The organism is Nitrosomonas sp. Nm166, assembly GCF_900112825.1.
GTDB lineage: Bacteria > Pseudomonadota > Gammaproteobacteria > Burkholderiales > Nitrosomonadaceae > Nitrosomonas.
This window is the reverse complement of record NZ_FONE01000015.1, coordinates 33,102-54,652: the sequence shown is the minus strand read 5'-3', so window position 1 is coordinate 54,652 and position 21,551 is coordinate 33,102. Positions and strand designations below refer to the sequence as shown.

Below are 21,551 nucleotides of genomic sequence, written 5' to 3'. Positions count from 1 at the left end.
TTACCCACATTTTCTACTGTTGCCCAGCATTACCTAAAATCTGTTGAACTTGTTTATTTATAAGGGTATTTGGCAACTGTGGGTAACGTTTGGAATATTTGTGGCGGAGAGAGAGGGATTCGAACCCTCGATAAGCTTTTTGAGCCTATACTCCCTTAGCAGGGGAGCGCCTTCGACCACTCGGCCATCTCTCCAGTTTTTAATACGACAGAATAACAAGCTCAATCATCCCCGTAAACTGCTTTAGAATGCTATAAATAATCAAAGTGCCTGTTCTAAATCAAACGCTTTGTGAAGTACTCTAACAGCTAATTCCATGTATTTTTCATCGACAATAACTGATACTTTTATTTCGGAAGTAGCAATCATCTGAATATTAATGCCTTCCTCTGCCAATACACGAAACATTTTGCTGGCGATACCTGCATGTGAGCGCATACCAACACCAACAACAGAAACTTTTGCGATTCTATCACCTCCGAGCACATCGCGTGCACCAATATGCGGTTGAATTTTTTCTTTTAAGATATTCATCGTATTTTTGAATTCATTACGATGAACTGTAAATGAAAAATCCGTCAAGCCATCATGCCCTACGTTCTGGATGATCATATCCACATCAATATTTGCATCAGCGACTGGACCCAGAATTTGGTAAGCGATACCTGGATGATCGGGAACTCCTAGAACAGTAATTTTTGCCTCATCCCGGTTAAATGCAATACCTGAAATGACTGCTTGCTCCATATTTTCATCTTCCTCAAAAGTAATCAGGGTACCCTGCCCTTCATCTTCAAAGCTGGATAAAACTCTCAGCTTTACTTTATATTTTCCTGCAAACTCAACAGATCTTGATTGTAAAACCTTGGAGCCAAGGCTTGCCATTTCAAGCATTTCTTCAAAGGTTATGGTATTTAGCCGTCTGGCCTCAGCGACTACTCGTGGGTCTGTTGTATAGATTCCATCCACATCAGTATAAATTTGGCATTCATCGGCCTTCAAAGCTGCTGCCAATGCGACGCCTGTCGTGTCAGATCCGCCACGGCCGAGCGTAGTGATATTACCTTGTTCATCTACGCCTTGGAATCCCGCAACAACGACTACATATCCAGTATCCAGATCTACTCGAATTTTTTCTTCATCGATACTTAATATGCGTGCTTTGGTGTAGGTGCTATCGGTGAGAATTCTAACCTGTGATCCAGTATAACTTTTGGCTTTGACATTAAGTTCCATTAATGCCATAGAGAGCAGTGCAATCGATACTTGCTCGCCTGTTGAAACCATCACATCCAATTCACGTGGATCAGGATTTTCCTGAACCTCATGTGCCAGTGCAATAAGCCGGTTCGTTTCACCGCTCATCGCAGAAACAACAACGATAAGCCGGTGTCCTTGCGAATGAAATTTAGCCACCCTCCGAGCTACATTTTTTATTCGTTCGGTACTTCCAACCGATGTACCACCATATTTTTGTACGTAGAATGCCACGAATTACTGATCCACAAAGTATCGGAATAGAAAAAAGTCGGTTATTTTACACGATTTTCTAATAAAGATTAGATTTAAGTGATACTAAAAATATTGTTGACAATTCTGCCCAGAATCTTAATGTGAGTCAGCAATTAAGTAATTGGCTTATAAATTTAGGAAATTTGTGATAGTAACAAAATTTTCTACCGTCAAATTCTCGGCACGCAGTCCGGAATCAATACCTAAAGTCCTAAAATCATCCGCTTTAAGATAATGATGCAGTGTATTACGCAATGTTTTACGTCGTTGTGAAAATGCTGCTGAAACAACTTGTGAAAATAACGCCTCATCTTTGGCATTTCTAGATGGTTGATGACGCGGAATCATACGTACGATAGCCGACTCAACTTTAGGCATGGGATGAAAGGACTCTGCGGGGACACTAAAAAGATGCTCAATCTCAAAGCGGTACTGCAGCATAACTGAGAGGCGTCCATAATCGGCTGTTGCAGGTTTTCCTACCATGCGTTCAACAACTTCTTTTTGCAGCATAAAGTGCATATCCAGAATTTGTTCCGCGGATTGACCTAAATGAAACAGCAGCGGCGTTGAAATGTTATACGGTAAATTGCCGACTATCCGTAATTTGCCGCCGAATGCAGAAAAATCAAACTTCAGTGCGTCGGTTGCATGAATAGTCAATTTTTCTGGTGGAAATGCCTTGCTGAGCTTATCAACAATATCCCGATCAATTTCTATGACATCCAGATGGTCAACTACTTGAAGTAGTGGGTAGGTGAGCGCGCCGAGGCCTGGCCCAATTTCAATGACCTGGTCATGCTTGTGTGGATGAATTGCTGCAATAACTTGAGAGATGACATGTTGATCCACCAAAAAATTCTGACCAAAACGTTTGCGTGGCTTATGGCGCATGATGGGATAACGCTTGGTTTTTAGCCAATTGTATGGCCATTTCAATAGCCGCTAGCAAACTGCTTTCATGCGCACGTCCGGTTGCAGCAAGCTCCAGTGCGGTGCCATGATCAACCGAAGTACGGATAATCGGTAATCCTAAAGTAACATTGATACCACCGCCAAAACTTGCGTGTTTCAATACCGGTAATCCCTGGTCATGATACATGGTAAATATACAGTCATATTGCTTAAGTTGTGAAGGATTAAACAATGTGTCCGCTGGAATAGGACCGATCAGATGCATTCCTTCTTTTCGTAATTTGTTGAGCACGGGAATGATAATATCAATTTCTTCACGACCCAGATGACCCGATTCACCGGCGTGGGGATTGAGTCCTGCAACGGCAATACATGGTTTACCCACCATGAAGCGGGTGATTAAATCTCGTTGAATAATACGTAACTTATTTTCTATCTTATCCGCTGTGATCGCCGCCGCAACGTCTTTGAGCGGCAAATGGGTCGTGGCCAGGGTTATCCGCATATTCCCGCCCACCAACATCATTACTACCGAACTCTGGGTCAGTTCTGATAAATATTCAGTATGCCCGGTAAAAGGAATATTTGCATCATTAATGACTCCTTTATGCACCGGTGCAGTGACCATGCCATCAAATTGACCTGTTTTACAAGCTTCAGCGGCATGACGAAGCGTTGCCAGAACATAAGATGCATTGGCAGGATTTAATACACCAGGCATGGCCGGTTCGGCTAGTGGAATATGCAAAACTTGCAAGCTGCCCGGTTGATGCTGGTTTGCTGCTGTTGTAGAGACATCGATGAGCCTGAGTGGAAGTTTGAGTTGATGAGCACGTGCCAACAATAATTCAGCATCTGCGATGGCCACAAGCCTGCAGAGCAGTGATTGCTGCGCTACCTTTACACACAAATCAGGGCCAATTCCGGCAGGTTCGCCAGCAGTCAATGCGAGTGTTGGAATAAAATTATACCCATTAATCATCATCTAAACGTAGCTCAACATAGGCTTGATCACGCAATTGCCGTAGCCATTCCTCGACAACCACATCCGCTTTACGCGTTCGTATTGCCTGACGTGCCAACTGTCTGCGCCGATCCAGACTGATGTCTTGCGAGCGACGTTCTAGGACCTGGATTAGATGCCATCCGAATTGGGATTGCACCGGTTCGCTGACTTGGCCGGACAATAATTTATTCATGGCTTGTTCAAAAGCAGGCACGGTATCCCCTGGCGAAAGCCAGCCCAAATCACCACCTGATGTGGCACTGGTATCTTCAGAATAAAGCCTCGCGAGTTCCTCAAAATTTTCTCCTCGATCCAACCGTTCCTTGAGCTGGGTAATTTTGAGCCTGGCATCATTTTCAGAAGTTAACTCGTTAATTTTAATTAATATATGGCGGACGTGTGTCTGATCAATGATAACTGTTGGCACCTCCTGGGCGCGTCTACCAAGTAACTTGAAAATATGAAAACCCGATGGGCTTTGTATGATAGGTGTTAGTTCTCCGGGTTGAAGTGGAGCCAACAATTCAGCAAATCTCGGCCCCATTTGAGTGATAGGACGCCAATCTATAATTCCACCTTTTGAAGCATCGGCAGCATCTGAGAATTCAGCCACTACTTGCGCAAATTCTACACCTTCTTTGAGCTTCGCTAATGCCATATTGGCGCGTTCGCTTCTTTGTTGAATCTGACTTGAATCCATGCTTTCAGTTACCAGTATCAGTATATGAGCAAGACGATATTCATCATTTCCCACGGCAGACGTTTCCTGTGTACGAAGAAAATTATCCACTTCCCCTTCCGTTACGTTGACTTGATGTTTAATTTCACGTTCTTTGAGCCTGGCCATGATCATTTCATCACGGATTTCCTCGCGAAATTTGTTATAGCTAATGCCATCTCTCTCAAGTACCGCATAAAATTCTGGTAAAGATAATTTGTTTTCCTCAGCAATACGGCCAATCGTTTCATCGACTTCGCTTTCGCTGACTGAGAGGCCCACTTCCTTGGCATGTTGCAATTGGATACGCTTAGTCACAATTGATTCGAGCACCTGGTTTTGCAAGACGTATTTATCAGGTAATTGAATTCCTTGTGATTGGAGCCGACCAACGGCTGTTTTGATTGCTTCATCAAGTTCCTGCCGGGTAATGACGTCTTCGTTCACAATAGCGACAATATGATCAATCGGTTCTGCAATGGGTATAAATTCCGCTTCTTGTTCTTGTGCTGGGATATGAGCCGACATGAATGCCAAGAGCAGTAGAAGAATGCAGGAATAGTTTCTTTTATGCATAAATCGTTGACGATCCTTCATGGATACGAATGAGAGCCAATGATCAATGAACACTGGTATATCCTGGAATACTTTGCTGCAGCACCTGTAATGGGTTGTTGCCAATACCCATCAATCCTTTCAGTTCCAATTGTACAAAGACTGCGGTAGTGGTGGCTTGCGTTGCTGTTGTCAGCCGTTGCATGACAAACCGTAAAGCCCAACAGCACGAGTTATATTCAAACCCCGCCAGCCCGGCCAGGATTTTGTCATCTTTCAGAGAATAATTAACTCGCGCTACGCCATGCCAGTTTCCATGGATTGGCCATTGCACTGAAGTATCTACTTGCTCTAAAACGTCTCTCGTAAACCGATAACCGAGATTCAGCACCTTACCCACATCCGGCTGGTAACTGATGCCGGAACGAACCTTTTCAATCCCCAGTTTGGATTCATCCATTTGAATGTTGGAGTCTGTACTGATATGCGGCGTTAAGCGTCCTGCTATGGCGGCAACAAAATCGGATTTTCCGCTGGTAACTTGAGGAGGGAGCAACAGCACTCTAGGATCGGTAAAATTGATCTGCTGACCTACGGCAAGCCGCAAACGTTCAATACCAGTCTCCTGTTCAACAAATCGCGATGTTAATGCGGCTGTGAGACGGTTGGCATCATTAATGCGATCACCGCCGCTGAATCGATTTTCAGTGAGCATTTGTGCAAAACTGAAGTCATTTACGGCAGAATCAAAGTTGGGTAAATAATCCTGATTCCGGTAGGGCGCATAAACGTAAAACAGCCGCGGTTCGAGGGTCTGGATAAATTTTCTGTCGCTTAATTCCACCTGGCGGTCAAATGCGATACCGCTATCCAGACTGAAAATCGGAACAGTGCGGTCAACGTTTTCTCCCTTGCTGTCTACGGACGCGGCCAGGTTATAGTGCGTGTAGTGCAAGCCGAATTTAGGCGTAATATAACCATATTCATTCCGTAATGGCGCACTGACACTAGGATAAAATACCGTGCGGTTGCCATCAACAAGGGTAGGATGGTAAAAATTTGTCCAACTGCTATTCAGTTCAAAATCGAGTTTACCTACATTGTATTTAACAGCATTTAAAGCTAAATGAGGTAACCGTTCATAAGGTGAAATAAATAGCGCCAGCGGATCTTGAATAGTCTGAAAACGTTGCGCAAATCCGGTAAAATTCAATGATCCATTGGTACCTAGTCTGCCTGTATAAGAAAGGCCGCCTTGCTGTGATAGATTGGTCAAACTTATCTGGGCAAGATTGGGAGTGAGTTCACGAAAATAGCGATCGTCGGAAACCTGATTGTAATTCAGAAAACCTTGCCAGCCTTTGCCGATATTTTGCGTATGGGTGTATAAAATACCCCAGCGAGTTTGATTGGTGTTGATATCGTAAGGGAGAATATCGAGTAACAAATGGCCCTTTATATCGTTAGGCCCGATATATCGCACCTCGTTACTCAGCAAGAAACCACGCATCGTCATAATGCGCGGTGCGATGGTGGCGTCAATATGGGGTGCAATATTTAAATAAACCGGAAGTGCAACGTCGAATCCAGTGTTTACGTTATACCCGGCAACGGGTGCCAATAATCCTGTTTTACGTTTACCACTATAGGAAAAATCAATCCATGGCGAATATAGGATTGGTGTATCTTTAAATACTATACTGACATGCCGTGCGGTACCCACTTCTTTTTTATTATCTATTTCCAACTCTCTGGCGCGAATATACCAATCATGGTTACCTTCGGGGCAGGTAGTGTAGCTGGTTTTTTTCAGCCGATAGTGGTCTTTGCCTTCAAATAACAAAAGACTGCCGGCGCCGCGTCCTTTACCCTCTTTGATATAGTAGCGAGGCTCCGACATACGGCCTTCTTCAGTTTGCAAATTGAGCTGCAGATCCTTTCCTTTCAAAATGTCTCTAGGTCTTTCTAGGCATACATTACCTTCAACTTCAGTGTCTTCGGTCAATTGAAAGTACTTCATGCGGTCAGCGGTTAATACATTGTCTCCATAGCGTAATTCTGCGTTACCAGTTGCCTCTATTTCCTGCTTGTAATAGCCTGTAATACGGTCAGCTTCGATGAATATCGGTTTCTTTTGCGGCCTAATAGTTGATTTTTGTTCACTTTCTGATTGAGTAGATGCCTCCTTACTTAATCCAGTTAATGGCAAAACCAGCAATAAGAAAGAAATGAATATATTTAGAGCGATATTCATTATGTGATTATTTTGGAACTGGGAAACTTAAACAAAATGTACTTTTTTAGTATTTTTCAAATCGACGATTTAATTAATCGGATAGGATGATCGAATTAAAACCAGTGTGAATCGGCCTATGAAGGAAGATCTATACGGTAATTCAACTATTGGTACTTCTTTTTCTCTTATCGATAATTATAAGATCATATTAACACTTGGTAAGTGTTATTTAAGCTAATCAAACATTGTACTATTTCTTTTAGCAAGTTATCTATCGAGAAAAAAATATCAAACAAATTTATGCTGACGATTGAAATGCTTAACAATATAGTTTGTGTTATGTATGAACTGACAGATGAAATCTGGTAAATTTTGAAGGTCAGCGTTATTTCCCAACTTGATAGAGAGCGAGCATTCCCTTGGAAGCAGTATAATCACAAGAATTGTTATTTTACTGGAATGCGATTAATGAACTATCTGGTTAATTCCGGTCAACGTTGCAGAGTTAAGTACAGGCTCTGATCAAGAACATTGGGTTTTCTTATTCTATGCCTGATCTTAAGTCAATTTTTTCTTCCGATGGTATTCTTTCCTGCCATATTACAGGATTTCGCATGCGCTCTCAGCAGATGGAAATGGCGCAAGCAATTGCCGATACCATAGCAAAATATCAGATTTTGGTCGCTGAAGCAGGCACTGGAACAGGTAAAACGTTGGCTTATTTAGTACCAGCTTTGCTGGCCGGTGGCAAAGTCATTATTTCCACCGGAACAAAAACATTACAGGATCAACTCTTCAAGCGCGATATTCCGAATGTGCGAGCAGCGCTCAAAGTACCAGTGACTGTTGCTTTGTTAAAAGGCCGCGCTAATTATATCTGTCATTATCATTTGGAAAGAAGCTTGCAGAATACGCACCTGAGTTTTATCAATCGAGACGAAATCCAGTATTTGCAGCAGATAGAACGATACGCCAGCATCAGTAAAAACGGTGATAAAAGCGGACTCAGCGAAGTTCCTGAGAATGCGGCAATTTGGCAGCAGGTTACTTCAACACGCGATAGCTGCTTAGGTTCGGAATGCCCCAGCTTCAAGAAATGTTTTGTAATGGAAGCACGCAAACAAGCATTGCTAGCCGATGTAGTGGTAGTAAATCATCATTTATTTTTTGCAGATGTGATGCTGCGCGATGAAGGTTTGTCAGAGTTACTGCCTGCCTGTAACACGGTCATTTTTGATGAAGCCCATCAATTACCAGAAACAGCCAGTTTGTTTTTTGGTGAATCCATCAGTACCGGCCAGTTGCTGGATCTGGTACGTGATGCCAAGGTGGAGGCGATTCAGGCTGCCGGAGATTTTGTGCAATTGCCAGATGCTATTGCTGCCATGGAAAAAGCCGCACGGGATTTGCGATTGACGGTAGCAGAAGACAATACACGGCTGTCACTGGCGTTGATCAGGCAGAATCCAAATTTTAATGATGCATTGGATAATTTGCTGAAGAAGTTGAGTACGCTGACAGCATTACTGCAGAGTCAGGCAGAAAGATCTGAGGGATTGGGGAATTGCTGGCAGCGTGCCTCCAGTCATTTACATCTTATGCAACGCTGGCGCGATGAAACTGAGATGAAAGACCATGTACGCTGGGTTGAGGTTTATCATCAGGCATTGCAGTTGAATGCGACTCCGTTGTCGATCGCTGAAATTTTCCAAAAACAAATGATTACGTTGCCACGTGCCTGGATTTTTACCTCTGCCACACTGTCGGTTAAAAAGGATTTTACCCATTACAATGCTGAAATGGGATTGACTACAGCGCAGACAGCTTGTTGGGAAAGTCCGTTTAATTTTGCTGAGCAGGCATTGCTATATGTGCCAAGTGGTCTGCCGGAACCGCATCATAGAGGCTATACCGATCATGCTGTACAAGCCGCACTTCCGGTACTGCGCGCGAGCCGGGGACGTGCTTTTTTTCTGTGCACCAGCTTGCGCGCGATGCAGCGTGTCTACGAATTATTGCTGGCAGCGGATGAATTTGACTTTCCATTGTTGCTGCAAGGTCAGGGCTCGCGCTCTTATATGCTGGAACGTTTCCGTGAGCTGGATAATGCCATTCTCATTGGCAGCCAGTCTTTCTGGGAAGGTGTGGATGTGCGCGGTGAAGCATTATCACTGGTTATCATTGATAAACTTCCTTTTGCGCCTCCTGATGATCCAGTGCTTTCAGCACGCATTGAAAAAATTAACGGTGAGGGGCGTAATGCCTTCATGGAGTATCAATTGCCGCGCGCCGTCATTAATCTGAAGCAGGGAGCCGGCCGTTTGATTCGAGATGAAGCGGATCGCGGTGTATTGATGATTTGCGACCCACGTTTGACGACTAAAGCCTACGGCAAGCAAATCTGGCAGAGTTTACCGCCGATGAAGCGGACTCGCGAATTGGCAGAAGTTGAAAACTTCTTTAACACCGGCTATGGAAAATAACACCAATAATAGATGTATATTGCCATAAAGGTTATTCAGCATGGTAAGAGGAATATGAAAATTAGGGTTAAGATAATCGCTGCTGTTTCACCTAAGCATCACCAAGAGGAAAGAATATGCAGCCTATAACTGTGGCAATGGTCGAAATTGATCAGGATCAGCATGTTGCCTTAGAAAAATTTTTGCCACAAAACGAAACCCATGTAGCACTAATAACAGATATTCAATCGAATTATAAGAATATCGAGCGACGATTGGTATCTCGTGACACAGTTACTGCGATTGATAACGCCATAGCCCGGATAAAACGCTTAAATCCAAGAATTCTGTTGGTCAACGCGAATAAACCAACCGATGAGTATTGTGATTTGCTGTTTACTTTGCGGCAACAATGTCCAGATACTCAAGCAATTTTAATCATCAATGAAGCGGTAGAAGAAAATTATCTCCTAAAAACATTAGCTAGTGGTGCCCGAGGTTTTATCACGGATAGTTTTGATTCGCTCAATTTCTCTAAAGTTATCAGAGCGATTGATCGGGGTGAGGCTTGGATATCACGTCAGATGATTAAGAAAATCATGCATTATATCGTGTTTGCATCACAATATGATTCTTCAGAGGGTGATTTTGATTCTTCTCGCTAGTGCCAATAAAGAAATTCTTTCGCGCTGGAAGCAAGGTTTGTCTAATTTTTCTCCTATTTATTTTGCGCATGGTTTTGAATCTTTAACTGAGAAATTAGTGAAATTAAAACCTGAAATTCTTTTGCTTGATTACGAATTGTCAGGTTTAAAAGATCAACAATCTATTTTAAGATTAATAAACCTAAAAAAAGACATCAAAATTGTGGTACTTAGTCCAGGGCTATCCGAAGAAATGGAATGGAATCTATTCAAAGTTGGTGTCAAAGGGTGTTGTCAGCGTGATATTCAACCTGAGCAGATAAAGCGTGTTATCGATGTGATTTTGGAGGGAGAATTATGGATTCGCCGCACGCTGACTAATCAAATGTTGGACGAGCTCGTTAAAATTACTCATAAAAAAAAGCGGGTTGAGCAAGCTACTCATGATCTGCTAGAGAATCTTACTCACCGAGAATACGAAATTGCCATACTGATAGGACATGGAGATAGTAACAAGAAGATTGCACAAAGTTTGGCTATTACTGAACGGACAGTGAAAGCACATTTAACAGAAATCTTCCGTAAGCTTCGTATTTCCGATCGAATCAAACTAGCACTGATTATAAAAGATGTTACCAGCCGTTATGAAGATGAGTAGTCAATATGCAAGCTTGAGTGACTACATTACGGGTTTTTGTAATAATGCTTTGCTTGGCACTTCTTGCATATCAATATCTACTGGATGCTCATCCATGGTAATAGATTTCTCAGCTTTTTCATTCATTACTACGATACTAATACGACGATTAATCGGATTGAGAGGATCATTCTTATCAAATAACACTGCAGAAGATAAGCCAACAACTTTAAGAACTTTGCTGGGATCCATACCTCCTGTAATTAATTCACGTCGTGAAGCATTTGCGCGATCTGCTGATAATTCCCAATTGCTATAGCCCTTATCACCTGATTGATATGCCTTGCTGTCAGTATGTCCAGTGAGGCTTATTTTGTTATTGACATCATTAAGCATTTTGCCAATTTCACGAAGAATAGTTTTTGTATAAGGCTGCAACTCGGCTTTACTAAGCGCAAACATAGGACGATTCTGTTCATCGACAATCTGAATCCTTAACCCGTCAGTTGTGATATCCAGTAACAATTGGTTTTCAAATTTCTTTAATGATGGATTGGCTTGTATGGCTTGCTCTATTTTCTTCTTAAGCCCTTCCAGCCTCATCTGCTCAGCGCGTTCCCGGAGGATTTTCTTAATTTCTTTATCGATTTTTTCTTCTTTAATAACTCCCTTTTGTACTTGGCCATTTTGATGAGTAAAATCCGTTCCCCCGCCTTTAATAATGCTACTGCTGTCTCCGCTTCCTGAGCCGCCCAGCATGGTAATTTTTAGCGGTGTTTTGAAATAATCCGAGATCCCTTCCAGTTGAGTTTTAGTGGACGATCCCAATAACCACATGAGTAAGAAAAAAGCCATCATGGCAGTCACAAAGTCAGCGTAGGCAATTTTCCAAGCGCTGCTATGGTGACCGCCAGCTACCTTTTTAATTCGCTTGATGACTATTGGTCGCTGTGCAAGATCATCAGCCATACTCTTTTCGCAATTTAAATTATTTTGAAATGACTACCTTGCCTTACTTTGTTTAACATGCTCTTCCAATTCAATAAAAGACGGTCTTTCGGTGGTAAATAACACCTTCCGACCAAATTCAACAGAAAGAACAGGTGAATAACCATTCAAATTTGCTAGAAGGGTGATCTTGATGCATTCAAACAATTTGCAGGATTCATGTAAATTATGCTGAAGTTTGCCTGCTAATGGCGTAATGAAGCCATACGCAAGCAATATCCCAAGAAATGTGCCAACTAATGCTGCAGCAATCAAAACACCAAGTTCTGCAGGAGGAAGATGAACTGATTCCATGGTATGCACTACCCCCATTACAGCAGCTACAATTCCGAAAGCAGGTAATCCATCACCAATTTTGGATATGGTATGTATGGGAACTTCGCCTTCCTGATGATGTGTTTCTAGTTCACTATCCATAAGATTCTCAATTTCTAAAGAATTAAGATTACCGCTCACCATTAATCTCAAGTAATCAGTAATGAATTCTGTAATATGGTGGTCTGCTAAGATATCGGGGTATTTTGTAAAAATGGGACTGTTGGCTGGATCATCTACATCTGCCTCAATGGACATTAATCCTTCTCTACGAATTTTTCCAAGTACTTCATAGAGCAAGGTCATTAAATCCATATAGAGTGCTTTGGTATATTTAGAGCCTTTAAAAACACCGGGTAGAGCTTTTAAAGTTGCTTTTATCGCTTTATTTGAGTTACCAACTACAAACGCTCCCACAGCACCACCGCCAATCATAAGAAGTTCTACAGGTTGCCAAAGAGAAGCAAGATGACCGCCAGCCAAAGCAAAACCACCGAAGACCGAAGCGATAATGATAGTGTAACCAACAATAACGAGCATTTTGCTGACTCCCAGGAATGTAATAATGTAATCATTGATGGCAGATTCTGGGTTGAGAAGGTAGCATATCGTTATAAAATCCATTCGTAGAGATGAAACCAGTTTTCATCGTATTTCAATCTCTTTAGTTTAATAATGCACTATTGCGCATATTGAGCCAATAGTCGTTTCAAGCGAGACAGGAGGCAACTGTAAAGAGATAGCAATTCATTAAAAGGAGAGGAATGTACTTGGAAATGTACATCCTCGCGCAGTGGTCATTCAAGAAGTGCTAGTTAGTACAGGAAGCGTAGTTGCTTGGGCAGGTTGGATCCAGTCCGCCTGATAGGATACTTGTTTGGCTTTTTTGGTTTAACATTTGCAGCACGTCATCAAAGTAGCCTGGTGATCGTGTCCAAAAGATGTAATTGACCTTTAGTGTGTCTCGTGCAAAGGTTAATAACTCTTGAACGGTTGGTTGATAACCTTTTCTATCATGTCGAGTATTCTCATAATTTGATTTCTCAACTTGAATCGTTAATGGCATAATTCCCGAAAGTTCTGGATAGTAACTATAAATACCTCTCCGGGAATGTTTGGTTCCTTTAAAGAGCAATCCTGGATCTTCAAGGAAAATATCCGGACAACCTAGTGCTGTTCCTATTTCGTTCAACCCATTAATAAAGGATTCAAGAATTCCACGAGGATAGTTGGTAAATTGATACGTCATCGTATTTGGAAAACTGTTCCGCATCCACTGATTGATACTGAGCAGATTTTTATAATAATCATTTACTTGAGTACTGGTTAGTGGTTTAATCGGTTGCCCCATGGTAGTTTCTTGCAAACCGAAACCTTCAAAGTGAGGGTGAGAGTTATAGCGCTTACCAAGGGCACGAATTAGCGCAGCCAGGCGATCATGCACTGCTTTATTCCACAATTTGATGTTGTATCCTTTAGGGACAGTGCCACCGGAACCGGTAAACGGAAATACTCCCCCTTCATAGATTGCATCTTTTAGATAATCAGGTGCGAGAATTTCATCAGGTTTAAATGATTTTGTTTCTAGTAAAATAATCAGTCGCTTATCGCGTTCGGCAAGTTCAGCAAGATGCTTATCAATCGACGTGAAATTATACACATCTTTTTGGGATTCCAATTCTGACCATCTGTAGCGAATCGTTATTCCGCGTAATGCGGAATAAGTTTCGAGTTCACTGTATACCTTCGCCATGTACCGGGAACTGTCTTTACCTGGATTCACAAGTGTTACATAATGGCCTGGATGCCATTTGATGGGATTCTGCGTTACAGCACCGATAGCATGCTTTCCCAGCATAGCTAAAAGCACACTTATAATTATAGCTAATGCGATGCGCATTTTTTTGGGGGAAATAATATTGATGCGAGATTTGATAATATTTTCAATTTGCATATCAAGGATTCCTTTCTAAAAGTTAGAAAAGCTGCCTGAGAATGGAGTGGTTGCGGCGGTAATCCAAGGTTATATTTTCAAGGCCATTTTGTTAAACAAGAGATGATTTTTCTCAAATGTTCGAGAAATCTATCTTTAATTAAAATGACTGTTTCTCCATTATAGGACTTCTCAGAAAGCCTCGTAGATTTCTATAGTCTGGTTTTACTAGAAGCAATTAATGTAGATATCCTGTGAAGAAAACGCTTTTTAATTAACAAGAAATTCAGCTTGACATTACTTGCTTCTAGAATTGAAGAACGACAAAGCAGTAATAGAACTTTAGAATTTAAAAACGGAGCTTTTGGCGGGTTATTTCTCGATATCAAGTTAACCGTTTAATGATAGATAACTTATGTTGAATATTTTCACAAAGTAACTAGTCGGTCCTGAACAATTCACTTTTCATGCATAGGCAAACGTAAGGCGATGGCTAATTCGCTGATGGCAGGTAATCGCATGAAAATTAGAGCGAGAGGAAGTATTCCGAATTTGTGTAAACGGTATTTCAGTCAGCGTTTAAAAATTTTATCCTCAAACAGGATAGTAAACCGATTCAAATCTTTCCTGTCGGAGACAGGCACACTTTTTACTGATATTGCGTATTGTAAGAAAATAATTTTGTATAGCTTCATCGTACGAAAAGTCCGCAATTCTTGATAATTTTGCGCAAGCTCATGTGAACTGACTCAATTGCATTGGCGGTAAGTGATACGGTATATTTTGTGTAGGAGAGTTGAAGAATGGAGTGATCCGTTCCCAGTTGTTTTGCTAGGATTTAGCGATAGCGGAATAACTTTCTGTAAATGGTAGCAATTGCTTTTCTGCCTCTATGACTGTAGTGACAGCGTAGATGGAGTGGCAGATCAATAGCGACTGACTTGCGCAATTTCCAACTGACGAATCAGGCTGTAACGTACCCGATGAACAATGCAAAGCTGAATGATGGCTGGATATCTTGGTTACCGTTCATCTCGAGAAGATGGCTTTGGTTTTCCGTACCGTCATTCCCCGGGCCAGCAAGCTGTCTAATAATTTGTTTATATCATTTCTTCCTTTATTTATAAAAAATTACTGCCGTTTCTTGCTAAATAACCTTTTACATAAAATTTTATATCTTCAAGAAGGCCATGCTTTTTAAAAACCTTCGATCTTAAAACGTCCATGCCATTTAGGTCCCAGCCCCAGGGCATCACAAATCGTTAAATGGTATCATACTAGTAATCGCAGTTAAGTCTGTTCCGCAAGAAATTGGATATTCATGGATAAAAATATCATTGTTTTCTTAATAAAACTATTTGGCACTTTCGCCTTTCTTATTTTTGTTATCATCCTTGGAAAGGAATTAAAATCTTCAAAGGCTCTGAATGAAAATATTTCCTACGGTTCTCCGCACCTGAAAAATATTGTAACGGTAAATAAAACCCACCAGAAAATAGAGTTACAGATTCAGTTGGAGGAAATCGACGCGAGGATGAGTTGTTGAGGCCCGAAGGCCGAGGGCTCGAGTTCCTTTAGCCATCTCAAAAATCAAGTAATTACAACAAACTAAAAAACAATTTCCTACATCAAATAGAGATTTTGTAAGATGGCTGAGGAAATATTTAACTTCAGTTATTCAAAAGATAAATGATCAATAAAACAAAAGCAGGAACACCGAGCAGCCACGCTATAAAATATTTGCCAAATTTCATTTAATCCTCCATTCATTAAAACAGTCATAAATAAAATAATATGGAGAATACTTATAACTGTATATGCGGTGTCGTACAGAGTATTCTTTGATATTTTCAGTTCTGAAGATCAGTTAATTATCTACTAATAAAATTACCAGCTTCAACAACAATCGCGCATTCTGCTGATTTGCCAAGCCGTGCAATATTTTGCTTCCTGTGTTTGCCAAATATCAACTTCTTTCGCCGCTTTGGCATACCCATGATATTTACAATCCCAGCGCGGATGCTCAAACTTTGATACATCTCTGACTCCCTGTCTCGTGGTTGGACGAGAACGTTACGGCGAGCCTTAACAGTCAAACCTTTGAGAGTTCTCCGGCAAAGCCGGCCGGGGGCTTACCTGTTATTAATGCCAGAGGTTTGAACCGTGGTGGGAAGAGCGCTTGTTGGAGTTGGTGCCGAAGCGACGTTGGCAGCGAGGGGAGCTGTGGCTTAAGTGAAATCATGACAATCGTAATGGGTTTTCATCTGCCGGGTTACCGGACGTTTAAGCATTTTTATCTGGGTCAGGTGTTGAGGTATCAGCGGTCCTATTATCCGGTTGAGCTAGGCGGCCTGATACCCTTGTGCTGTTTTCTGTTTAGTCGCTTTAGGTGCTGGTGGAATCAGCTTTATTGATTCGACCAGGATCAGTGTGTGCCACAATCGCCGCATCTGGTCTCATCAAGTGATGGCAGAGTTTGCTGCTCGGGGAAAGACTCGCGTGGATTGGTTTTATGGGTTCAAGTTGCACTTGGTCATCAAGGACCAAGAGGAATTGCCGGGAGTGAAAATCACGGCAAGCAATGTTGCGATCTTGATTCCCTAAACACTCAATCATTGAGACTGTCAACGACCAATTGAAAAACATCTCGCAAATTGAACATTCCCGCCATCGCAGCCTATTTAACTTCTTTGTTAATCTGATAGCTGGGTTGGTGGCTTACACATTCCGCGAGAAGAAGCCTTCCCCTAATATTAGATTTCTCAGGCTCTTCCAGCCGTGGGATTGTGATCCTCATGTCGAACTCACGTTAATAATAGCAATCTTGACTTGGGCATTCTATTTACATCTCGTAACATAGCCATAGCCCGGATCTTTACTATTCAAAGTAATCTCAAACGTGGTCTACCGAACATACTATTCTTTTAGCAATTATTATTATACGTCGTAATTTCAAAAAGATAATGAGGAATATATATGTGGCACAATAACGATCGTATATTTGATGAGTCCGAAGATAGATTAAATGAAGAATATGGTCAGGAAGAAACAGAAGTAGACTTTGAAGATCTTCCAATGATGCAAAGTTTTTATAAAGAAGCTTAGCTATTACCTAACTTTGGTGGGTTTTTATTTCATATTGCTGACCAGAGTCAATAAGCTTAGTTTATTTTTTAAATGGATAACCTGCTTTTCAGCGATTAAGGAAGAGGTACTATCTATGACAATGCAAAAAAACCTCTCATATTGAAAACCAAAGAACCGAGCAATTCTGATAAAAAAGATGCTGCAGAAAAAGTTCCAACTGGAGAAGTTATGAATAATTCAGCAGCAAAAGATCTTTATGAACTTGATGAAAATTCCGACGATTTGGGACCTAATACCAGTGTGCCTGTTGGCAGTGATCCAGATAAAGCGGCTAGGTAAAATCAGAGCATGGATGTTACATCTTGCGGATCACCTACTGTCACAATGCAGATGCTCGGCAATAATTTGCAAACAAACCCTAAACATCAGTTCGTGTAGGGTTTAATGATAAATATTTTGTTCTAATATCGACGATTAAGCGAGTAACCATACAGAATATCATAGAAATTTGTTTAAAATATGTTAATGTATGAGAGCTCCTCAGTTCAGACGTCATGGAAGCTAGACGGCTGAAATATTCTCCCTCCCAGTGCGCCATCTAATCTCCCTCTCTTCCCTCGCAGGCGCACTGGGATTTCTTTATGGATTGAATATTTGAAGAGCAAGATAAGGTTCAGTGCTAAAGCCAAAGTATAAATGAATGAAAAATCCTAGCCATAGACAACTCATTCCTTAGCAACACCATAAATCAGCAGCTTACACAGCACTAAAATATTCTTAAGTTATGATAAAACGGTAGTTAAATATAGCCAACTGAAAAACACTACCGAGCAATTTTCTCTTTTTCTACCTCTATTATCTTGTACACTACTCCGCGAAATTTTTAACCTAAATATAGAAATAGACTATTTGCTTTAATTAAAAGGTGGTGTTCATGATTTTTTGGCGCGTAAAATCCCTTGATGCCATTTTGGCTACCGCAGAGAAGAAAAAACTTCATCGATCTCTAGGTCCATTGCAGTTAACTCTTTTGGGCATTGGTGCGATTATTGGGACTGGTATCTTTGTTCTGACTGCCGAAGCCGCACAAAAAGCCGGTCCCGGGATGATGCTTTCTTTCGTTATTGCTAGTTTCGTTTGTACCGTGGCAGCTCTGTGCTATTCCGAACTTTCCTCTATGGTGCCGGTTTCCGGATCCGCTTATACTTATTCTTATGCGGTGTTAGGCGAACTGATCGCATGGTTAGTAGGATGGGCGCTAATGCTCGAATATTCTGTCGCAGCCAGTGCAGTGGCTGTTGGTTGGTCAGGTTATTTCGTTGGCCTTTTCCAAAGCTCTCTAGGAGTTGAACTACCTTTTGCCTTGATAAATGGTCCTTTTGCTGGCGGCATCATCAATTTGCCGGCAGTTTTTATCTGCCTATTAGTCATCGGATTATTAGTCATTGGCACACGAGAAAGCGCTACATTTAATGCCATTCTTGTTGCAGTCAAGGTTGCTGCTCTGATGCTCTTTATCGCGCTTACGATACCTGCCGCAAGTATCGATAATTTCCAGCCTTTTTTACCATTAGGAGAGGCAGGGGTAATCGCAGCAGCATCTTCTATTTTCTTTGCCTACGTTGGGTTTGATGCGGTTTCGACTGCCGCAGAGGAAACCAAAAATCCCCAACGGAATGTACCTATCGGACTCATCAGTTCGCTCGGGATTTGCACTGTCTTCTACCTTTTGATTTCGGTGGGGGCGATCGGCGCAGTCGGTGCACAGCCACTCATGGACGCAACTGGCAAGAATCTCGCACCGGGTTCGTTGATGTTAGCCGAGCAATGTCAATCGCTTGCGGCTATCGGTCAGCAGCCACTGGTTTGCTCGCGCGAAGCACTGGCACAAGTACTGCGTGAGATCGGCTGGGAAAAAATCGGTAATCTGCTCGGTCTGACCGCTTTCCTGGCATTGCCTTCGGTGATTCTGATGATGTTATTTGGCCAGACGCGCATTTTTTTTGTTATGTCTCGCGACGGCTTGCTTCCAGAGGCGCTAAGCCGCATTCATCCACGATTCAAGACGCCGCATATTGTCACTTACGTGACAGGTCTCGGCGTAACCATAGCCGCTGCCTTCTTACCCGTGGGGAAGCTGGCAGATATTTCTAATTCCGGCACACTGTTCGCTTTCATGGTTGTGGCATTTGCCGTGATGATATTGCGTATTAAAGACAAAAGCCGCGCTCGTCCATTCAGGACCCCTGGCATTTGGCTCGTAGGCCCGCTTGCCGTAGGGGGATGTATAACGCTCTTTTTATTTCTACCCATGGATGCTAAGCTGGTGTTCCCGATCTGGTCAGGAATCGGGCTGATTTTCTATTTCTTTTATGGTTATCGAAAAAGTCATGTTGGATTAGGTATCGATACACCAGTCGGGGGAGAAAATATCATTAGCCCGGTTCGGCCTCTCGCAGATTACGATCAATCAGAACAACAGCCCGTCATCAAAAGTAAGGGTTGATTGCTTAGTTGTTCTATAAATCCAACCACTGATGCTAATGCTGACTGATTTATAGAAACTTCAGCCTTACTCTAGCAATTTATCATGCTATTTTTGATAGCGGTGCTTGAAGTATTCAATTACAGGCGGTGTTACCGATAGGATGATGATCGCAAAAATGATGAATTTGAAGTTATTCTGTACCAATGGAAGTTGTCCGAAATAAAATCCGGCATAAATGAACAGCCCGACCCATAGCACGGCACCGACTACGTTATAAACAATAAAAATGTGATAAGGCATCGTTCCGACCCCCGCAACAAACGGAGCGAATGTACGTATGATCGGAATGAAGCGTGCGATAATGATGGTTTTAGCCCCGTGTTTGAGGTAGAAGGCACGCGTCTTGTCCAGATATTCGCGCTTGAAAAAGCGAGATTCTTGTGAAGTAAAAACTTTGGGGCCGATTTTTTTTCCTATCCAATAATTCACGGTATCACCCAAAATGCCTGCAATGCATAATCCGGCAAATAAAACATGCGGACTAAGTTGGGAATTTTCCAATGATGCGAGAGAACCTGCAGCGAATAATAGGGAATCTCCAGGCAAAAGAGGCAATACCACAAGTCCAGTCTCACAAAATACGATCAGGAAGAGAATTCCATAAATCCATAATCCGTATTCTGAAGTAAGTTCCTGCAGGTGCTTGTCAATGTGAAGAATGAAATCGATAAGAAACATGAGTATTAAAAAAAGGATCTTTTATGTATTGAATTATCCGTAATTCAGCAACATTACGGTTAAATAAGCTGGTACCTGCCGTTGACAGTTAAAATTCTCTTAAGTACGTGCCATTACTTGAGCAAAATAGTCGCTTCCCTTCAAGAAGAGAATTACAATGATAAATATTCGATCAAACAGTCAATCAGGGATTTGGGGTGCCGTTTTTAGACCCTCTTCTTCTTTCAGACCCTCTTCTTCTTTCGGACCCTCTTTCTTCTTTCTGCTTTTTCCATTTGTCATAACATTCAAGACCGCAATAATACATAATATAATCAGTAGCTCTTACACTCGTAGCTTCGGATATAGGTATTTCTTTAAAACATACCTCACAGGAAATTTTTTCTGGTTCAACCACCTTATCTTGCTCAATCATTTTGGGACCTTTCTAAAAAATTAAAAATCAACTTTAAAACCATTTTACTCGTAGCATTCATCTCAAATCATTTATACCTTTATACCATTTTCAGATTGATTTGCGTACCGACTTCTGATTTTCTTATTTTATATGCAGTCCACATTCCCGTTTTTCGTCAGCCTTCGCTGGATCAAAATAATCCCACTCGTTCGGCAAATGATATTGCTTGAGATAGGCTTCCATGTCAGCGTCTGTCCAGTAGAAAACAGGGCTTATCTTGGTGGTGCCATAAGTTTCATCCCTGGAAAGAATATCCAAGGTAGCGCGATTCGGATTTTGCACCTTGCGTAATGCAGTGAACCAGACGGTCGGTGCAAGCTCTCTCATACCCCGTTGAAATGGTTCCAGTTTCATCATTGCACTGAATTTCTTCAGTTCAACTTCATCATAGATATCTGGAACCGGACCATAAACTGCATCTCTATGAGCTGCAGTTAGCTTTGGCAAATAAGTCTTAAGATTGAGATTGAGTAGACTACAAAGCTGCTCGGCATACCGGTAAGTCGCTGGCCGGTTGTATCCATGATCCACCCAAAGCACTGGAATATCTGGCTGTACTTGAACACAAAGATGAAGAATAACTGCTTCATAAGGGCGAAAATTTGTCGACACAACAGCATGGCCGTCTGCTCGTGCAATGCCCCAGCGTATTATCTCGAGCGCCGGCTTATTTCGCAACACCGCATTATATTCTACGATTTTGTAATTCGTCATTGAACAGGCTGAGCTTGATGAAGAAGACATTGAAAAATAAATCGCTCTGATTTCTAACTGCAAGGTACTAAAAACGCGATAGGTTGTCAAATTTGCTTTAAGATCAAGATCATTCCCTTACCCCAA

General features: G+C 41.8%; 19 protein-coding genes, 1 tRNA gene and 1 pseudogene. 8 read left to right on the top strand and 13 right to left on the bottom strand.

Features of this window, described 5'->3' with window-relative positions; all coding sequences use genetic code 11:
- Positions 1 to 101: 101 nt before the first annotated feature.
- From BM021_RS06100 to BM021_RS06075, 6 genes are all read right to left on the bottom strand, one after another.
- Positions 102 to 194: transfer RNA gene (locus tag BM021_RS06100), tRNA-Ser, on the bottom strand.
- A 67-nt stretch (positions 195 to 261) separates the two neighbouring features.
- A complete protein-coding gene (locus tag BM021_RS06095) occupies positions 262 to 1,491 on the bottom strand; it encodes an aspartate kinase (RefSeq protein ID WP_090719910.1) in 1,230 nt (409 codons plus the stop codon).
- A 147-nt stretch (positions 1,492 to 1,638) separates the two neighbouring features.
- Positions 1,639 to 2,406, bottom strand: coding sequence for a 16S rRNA (adenine(1518)-N(6)/adenine(1519)-N(6))-dimethyltransferase RsmA (rsmA, locus tag BM021_RS06090; RefSeq protein ID WP_177186311.1), 768 nt, complete (start codon positions 2,404 to 2,406; stop codon positions 1,639 to 1,641).
- Positions 2,396 to 3,412 (bottom strand): 4-hydroxythreonine-4-phosphate dehydrogenase PdxA, encoded by a 1,017-nt coding sequence (gene pdxA, locus BM021_RS06085; protein WP_256207808.1) that lies wholly within the window; start codon positions 3,410 to 3,412, stop codon positions 2,396 to 2,398. Before pdxA ends, rsmA begins: the two co-directional genes overlap by 11 nt.
- A complete protein-coding gene (locus tag BM021_RS06080) occupies positions 3,402 to 4,679 on the bottom strand; it encodes a peptidylprolyl isomerase (protein ID WP_256207807.1) in 1,278 nt (425 codons plus the stop codon). The genes pdxA and BM021_RS06080 overlap by 11 nt, the downstream gene beginning before the upstream one ends.
- A 91-nt stretch (positions 4,680 to 4,770) precedes the next feature.
- Positions 4,771 to 6,960: an LPS-assembly protein LptD gene (locus BM021_RS06075; protein ID WP_090719908.1), complete on the bottom strand. Its 2,190-nt coding sequence runs from the start codon at positions 6,958 to 6,960 to the stop codon at positions 4,771 to 4,773.
- A gap of 530 nt (positions 6,961 to 7,490) precedes the next feature.
- Here BM021_RS06075 and BM021_RS06070 point away from each other — a divergent pair.
- The 3 genes from BM021_RS06070 (at position 7,491) to BM021_RS06060 (ending at position 10,706) form a co-directional block, all read left to right on the top strand.
- Positions 7,491 to 9,425, top strand: coding sequence for a DNA repair helicase YoaA (locus BM021_RS06070; RefSeq protein ID WP_090719906.1), 1,935 nt, complete (start codon positions 7,491 to 7,493; stop codon positions 9,423 to 9,425).
- A 131-nt stretch (positions 9,426 to 9,556) separates the two neighbouring features.
- Positions 9,557 to 10,069 (top strand): response regulator transcription factor, encoded by a 513-nt coding sequence (locus tag BM021_RS06065; RefSeq protein WP_143074301.1) that lies wholly within the window; start codon positions 9,557 to 9,559, stop codon positions 10,067 to 10,069.
- The gene (locus BM021_RS06060) at positions 10,047 to 10,706 is read left to right on the top strand and encodes a LuxR C-terminal-related transcriptional regulator (RefSeq protein ID WP_256207806.1); all 660 of its coding nucleotides are present in this window, start codon (positions 10,047 to 10,049) and stop codon (positions 10,704 to 10,706) included. The genes BM021_RS06065 and BM021_RS06060 overlap by 23 nt, the downstream gene beginning before the upstream one ends.
- A 21-nt stretch (positions 10,707 to 10,727) precedes the next feature.
- On the opposite strand, the gene motB is transcribed toward BM021_RS06060, so the two are convergent.
- From motB to BM021_RS06045, 3 genes are all read right to left on the bottom strand, one after another.
- Entirely contained in the window at positions 10,728 to 11,654 is a 927-nt protein-coding gene (gene motB, locus BM021_RS06055) for a flagellar motor protein MotB (RefSeq protein WP_090719901.1), read from the bottom strand.
- Between the two features lie 33 nt (positions 11,655 to 11,687).
- Positions 11,688 to 12,548, bottom strand: a complete 861-nt coding sequence (gene motA, locus BM021_RS06050; protein ID WP_090719930.1) for a flagellar motor stator protein MotA — start codon at positions 12,546 to 12,548, stop codon at positions 11,688 to 11,690.
- A gap of 271 nt (positions 12,549 to 12,819) precedes the next feature.
- Positions 12,820 to 13,962, bottom strand: coding sequence for a glycoside hydrolase (locus BM021_RS06045; protein WP_090719899.1), 1,143 nt, complete (start codon positions 13,960 to 13,962; stop codon positions 12,820 to 12,822).
- Positions 13,963 to 15,262: 1,300 nt separating this feature from the next.
- On the opposite strand from BM021_RS06045, the gene BM021_RS15470 reads away from it, so the two are divergent.
- Positions 15,263 to 15,487 (top strand): hypothetical protein, encoded by a 225-nt coding sequence (locus BM021_RS15470; RefSeq protein ID WP_090719897.1) that lies wholly within the window; start codon positions 15,263 to 15,265, stop codon positions 15,485 to 15,487.
- Positions 15,488 to 15,812: 325 nt separating this feature from the next.
- On the opposite strand, the gene BM021_RS15465 is transcribed toward BM021_RS15470, so the two are convergent.
- A complete protein-coding gene (locus tag BM021_RS15465; protein ID WP_177186310.1) occupies positions 15,813 to 15,980 on the bottom strand; it encodes a hypothetical protein in 168 nt (55 codons plus the stop codon).
- A 116-nt stretch (positions 15,981 to 16,096) separates the two neighbouring features.
- Between BM021_RS15465 and BM021_RS06035 the strand changes: the two are divergent.
- The 4 genes and pseudogenes from BM021_RS06035 to BM021_RS06025 all read left to right on the top strand — a co-directional run.
- A pseudogene (locus tag BM021_RS06035) lies at positions 16,097 to 16,696 on the top strand (transposase); the annotation flags it as partial.
- A gap of 221 nt (positions 16,697 to 16,917) precedes the next feature.
- Positions 16,918 to 17,046 carry a hypothetical protein gene (locus BM021_RS16035; protein WP_256207805.1) on the top strand — a complete coding sequence of 43 codons (129 nt, stop codon included), beginning with the start codon at positions 16,918 to 16,920 and terminating at the stop codon, positions 17,044 to 17,046.
- Between the two features lie 141 nt (positions 17,047 to 17,187).
- A complete protein-coding gene (locus BM021_RS06030) occupies positions 17,188 to 17,367 on the top strand; it encodes a hypothetical protein (protein ID WP_090719895.1) in 180 nt (59 codons plus the stop codon).
- Positions 17,368 to 17,962: 595 nt separating this feature from the next.
- Positions 17,963 to 19,534 (top strand): amino acid permease, encoded by a 1,572-nt coding sequence (locus BM021_RS06025; protein WP_090719893.1) that lies wholly within the window; start codon positions 17,963 to 17,965, stop codon positions 19,532 to 19,534.
- An 87-nt stretch (positions 19,535 to 19,621) separates the two neighbouring features.
- Here the strand turns inward: BM021_RS06025 and BM021_RS06020 are convergent, their stop codons facing one another.
- The 3 genes from BM021_RS06020 to BM021_RS06010 form a co-directional block, all read right to left on the bottom strand.
- Positions 19,622 to 20,254: a DedA family protein gene (locus BM021_RS06020; protein ID WP_090719891.1), complete on the bottom strand. Its 633-nt coding sequence runs from the start codon at positions 20,252 to 20,254 to the stop codon at positions 19,622 to 19,624.
- 184 nt (positions 20,255 to 20,438) lie between these two features.
- The gene (locus BM021_RS06015) at positions 20,439 to 20,669 is read right to left on the bottom strand and encodes a DUF3330 domain-containing protein (RefSeq protein WP_090719889.1); all 231 of its coding nucleotides are present in this window, start codon (positions 20,667 to 20,669) and stop codon (positions 20,439 to 20,441) included.
- Positions 20,670 to 20,792: 123 nt separating this feature from the next.
- The gene (locus tag BM021_RS06010) at positions 20,793 to 21,425 is read right to left on the bottom strand and encodes a phosphoadenosine phosphosulfate reductase domain-containing protein (protein ID WP_090719887.1); all 633 of its coding nucleotides are present in this window, start codon (positions 21,423 to 21,425) and stop codon (positions 20,793 to 20,795) included.
- Between the last annotated feature and the right edge of the window lie 126 nt (positions 21,426 to 21,551).

What these genes read in the sequence shown, in the direction of transcription:
- rsmA (WP_177186311.1), bottom strand. Translation starts at nt 2,406, where the DNA reads ATGCGCCATAAGCCACGCAAACGTTTTGGTCAGAATTTTTTGGTGGAT.
- pdxA (WP_256207808.1), bottom strand. Translation starts at nt 3,412, where the DNA reads ATGATGATTAATGGGTATAATTTTATTCCAACACTCGCATTGACTGCT.
- BM021_RS06080 (WP_256207807.1), bottom strand. Translation starts at nt 4,679, where the DNA reads ATGTCGGCTCATATCCCAGCACAAGAACAAGAAGCGGAATTTATACCC.
- BM021_RS06075 (WP_090719908.1), bottom strand. Translation starts at nt 6,960, where the DNA reads ATGAATATCGCTCTAAATATATTCATTTCTTTCTTATTGCTGGTTTTG.
- BM021_RS06070 (WP_090719906.1), top strand. Translation starts at nt 7,491, where the DNA reads ATGCCTGATCTTAAGTCAATTTTTTCTTCCGATGGTATTCTTTCCTGC.
- motB (WP_090719901.1), bottom strand. Translation starts at nt 11,654, where the DNA reads ATGGCTGATGATCTTGCACAGCGACCAATAGTCATCAAGCGAATTAAA.
- motA (WP_090719930.1), bottom strand. Translation starts at nt 12,548, where the DNA reads ATGCTCGTTATTGTTGGTTACACTATCATTATCGCTTCGGTCTTCGGT.
- BM021_RS06045 (WP_090719899.1), bottom strand. Translation starts at nt 13,962, where the DNA reads ATGCAAATTGAAAATATTATCAAATCTCGCATCAATATTATTTCCCCC.
- BM021_RS15470 (WP_090719897.1), top strand. Translation starts at nt 15,263, where the DNA reads ATGGATAAAAATATCATTGTTTTCTTAATAAAACTATTTGGCACTTTC.
- BM021_RS15465 (WP_177186310.1), bottom strand. Translation starts at nt 15,980, where the DNA reads ATGTATCAAAGTTTGAGCATCCGCGCTGGGATTGTAAATATCATGGGT.
- BM021_RS16035 (WP_256207805.1), top strand. Translation starts at nt 16,918, where the DNA reads ATGTGGCACAATAACGATCGTATATTTGATGAGTCCGAAGATAGATTA.
- BM021_RS06025 (WP_090719893.1), top strand. Translation starts at nt 17,963, where the DNA reads ATGATTTTTTGGCGCGTAAAATCCCTTGATGCCATTTTGGCTACCGCA.
- BM021_RS06020 (WP_090719891.1), bottom strand. Translation starts at nt 20,254, where the DNA reads ATGTTTCTTATCGATTTCATTCTTCACATTGACAAGCACCTGCAGGAA.
- BM021_RS06015 (WP_090719889.1), bottom strand. Translation starts at nt 20,669, where the DNA reads ATGATTGAGCAAGATAAGGTGGTTGAACCAGAAAAAATTTCCTGTGAG.
- BM021_RS06010 (WP_090719887.1), bottom strand. Translation starts at nt 21,425, where the DNA reads ATGACGAATTACAAAATCGTAGAATATAATGCGGTGTTGCGAAATAAG.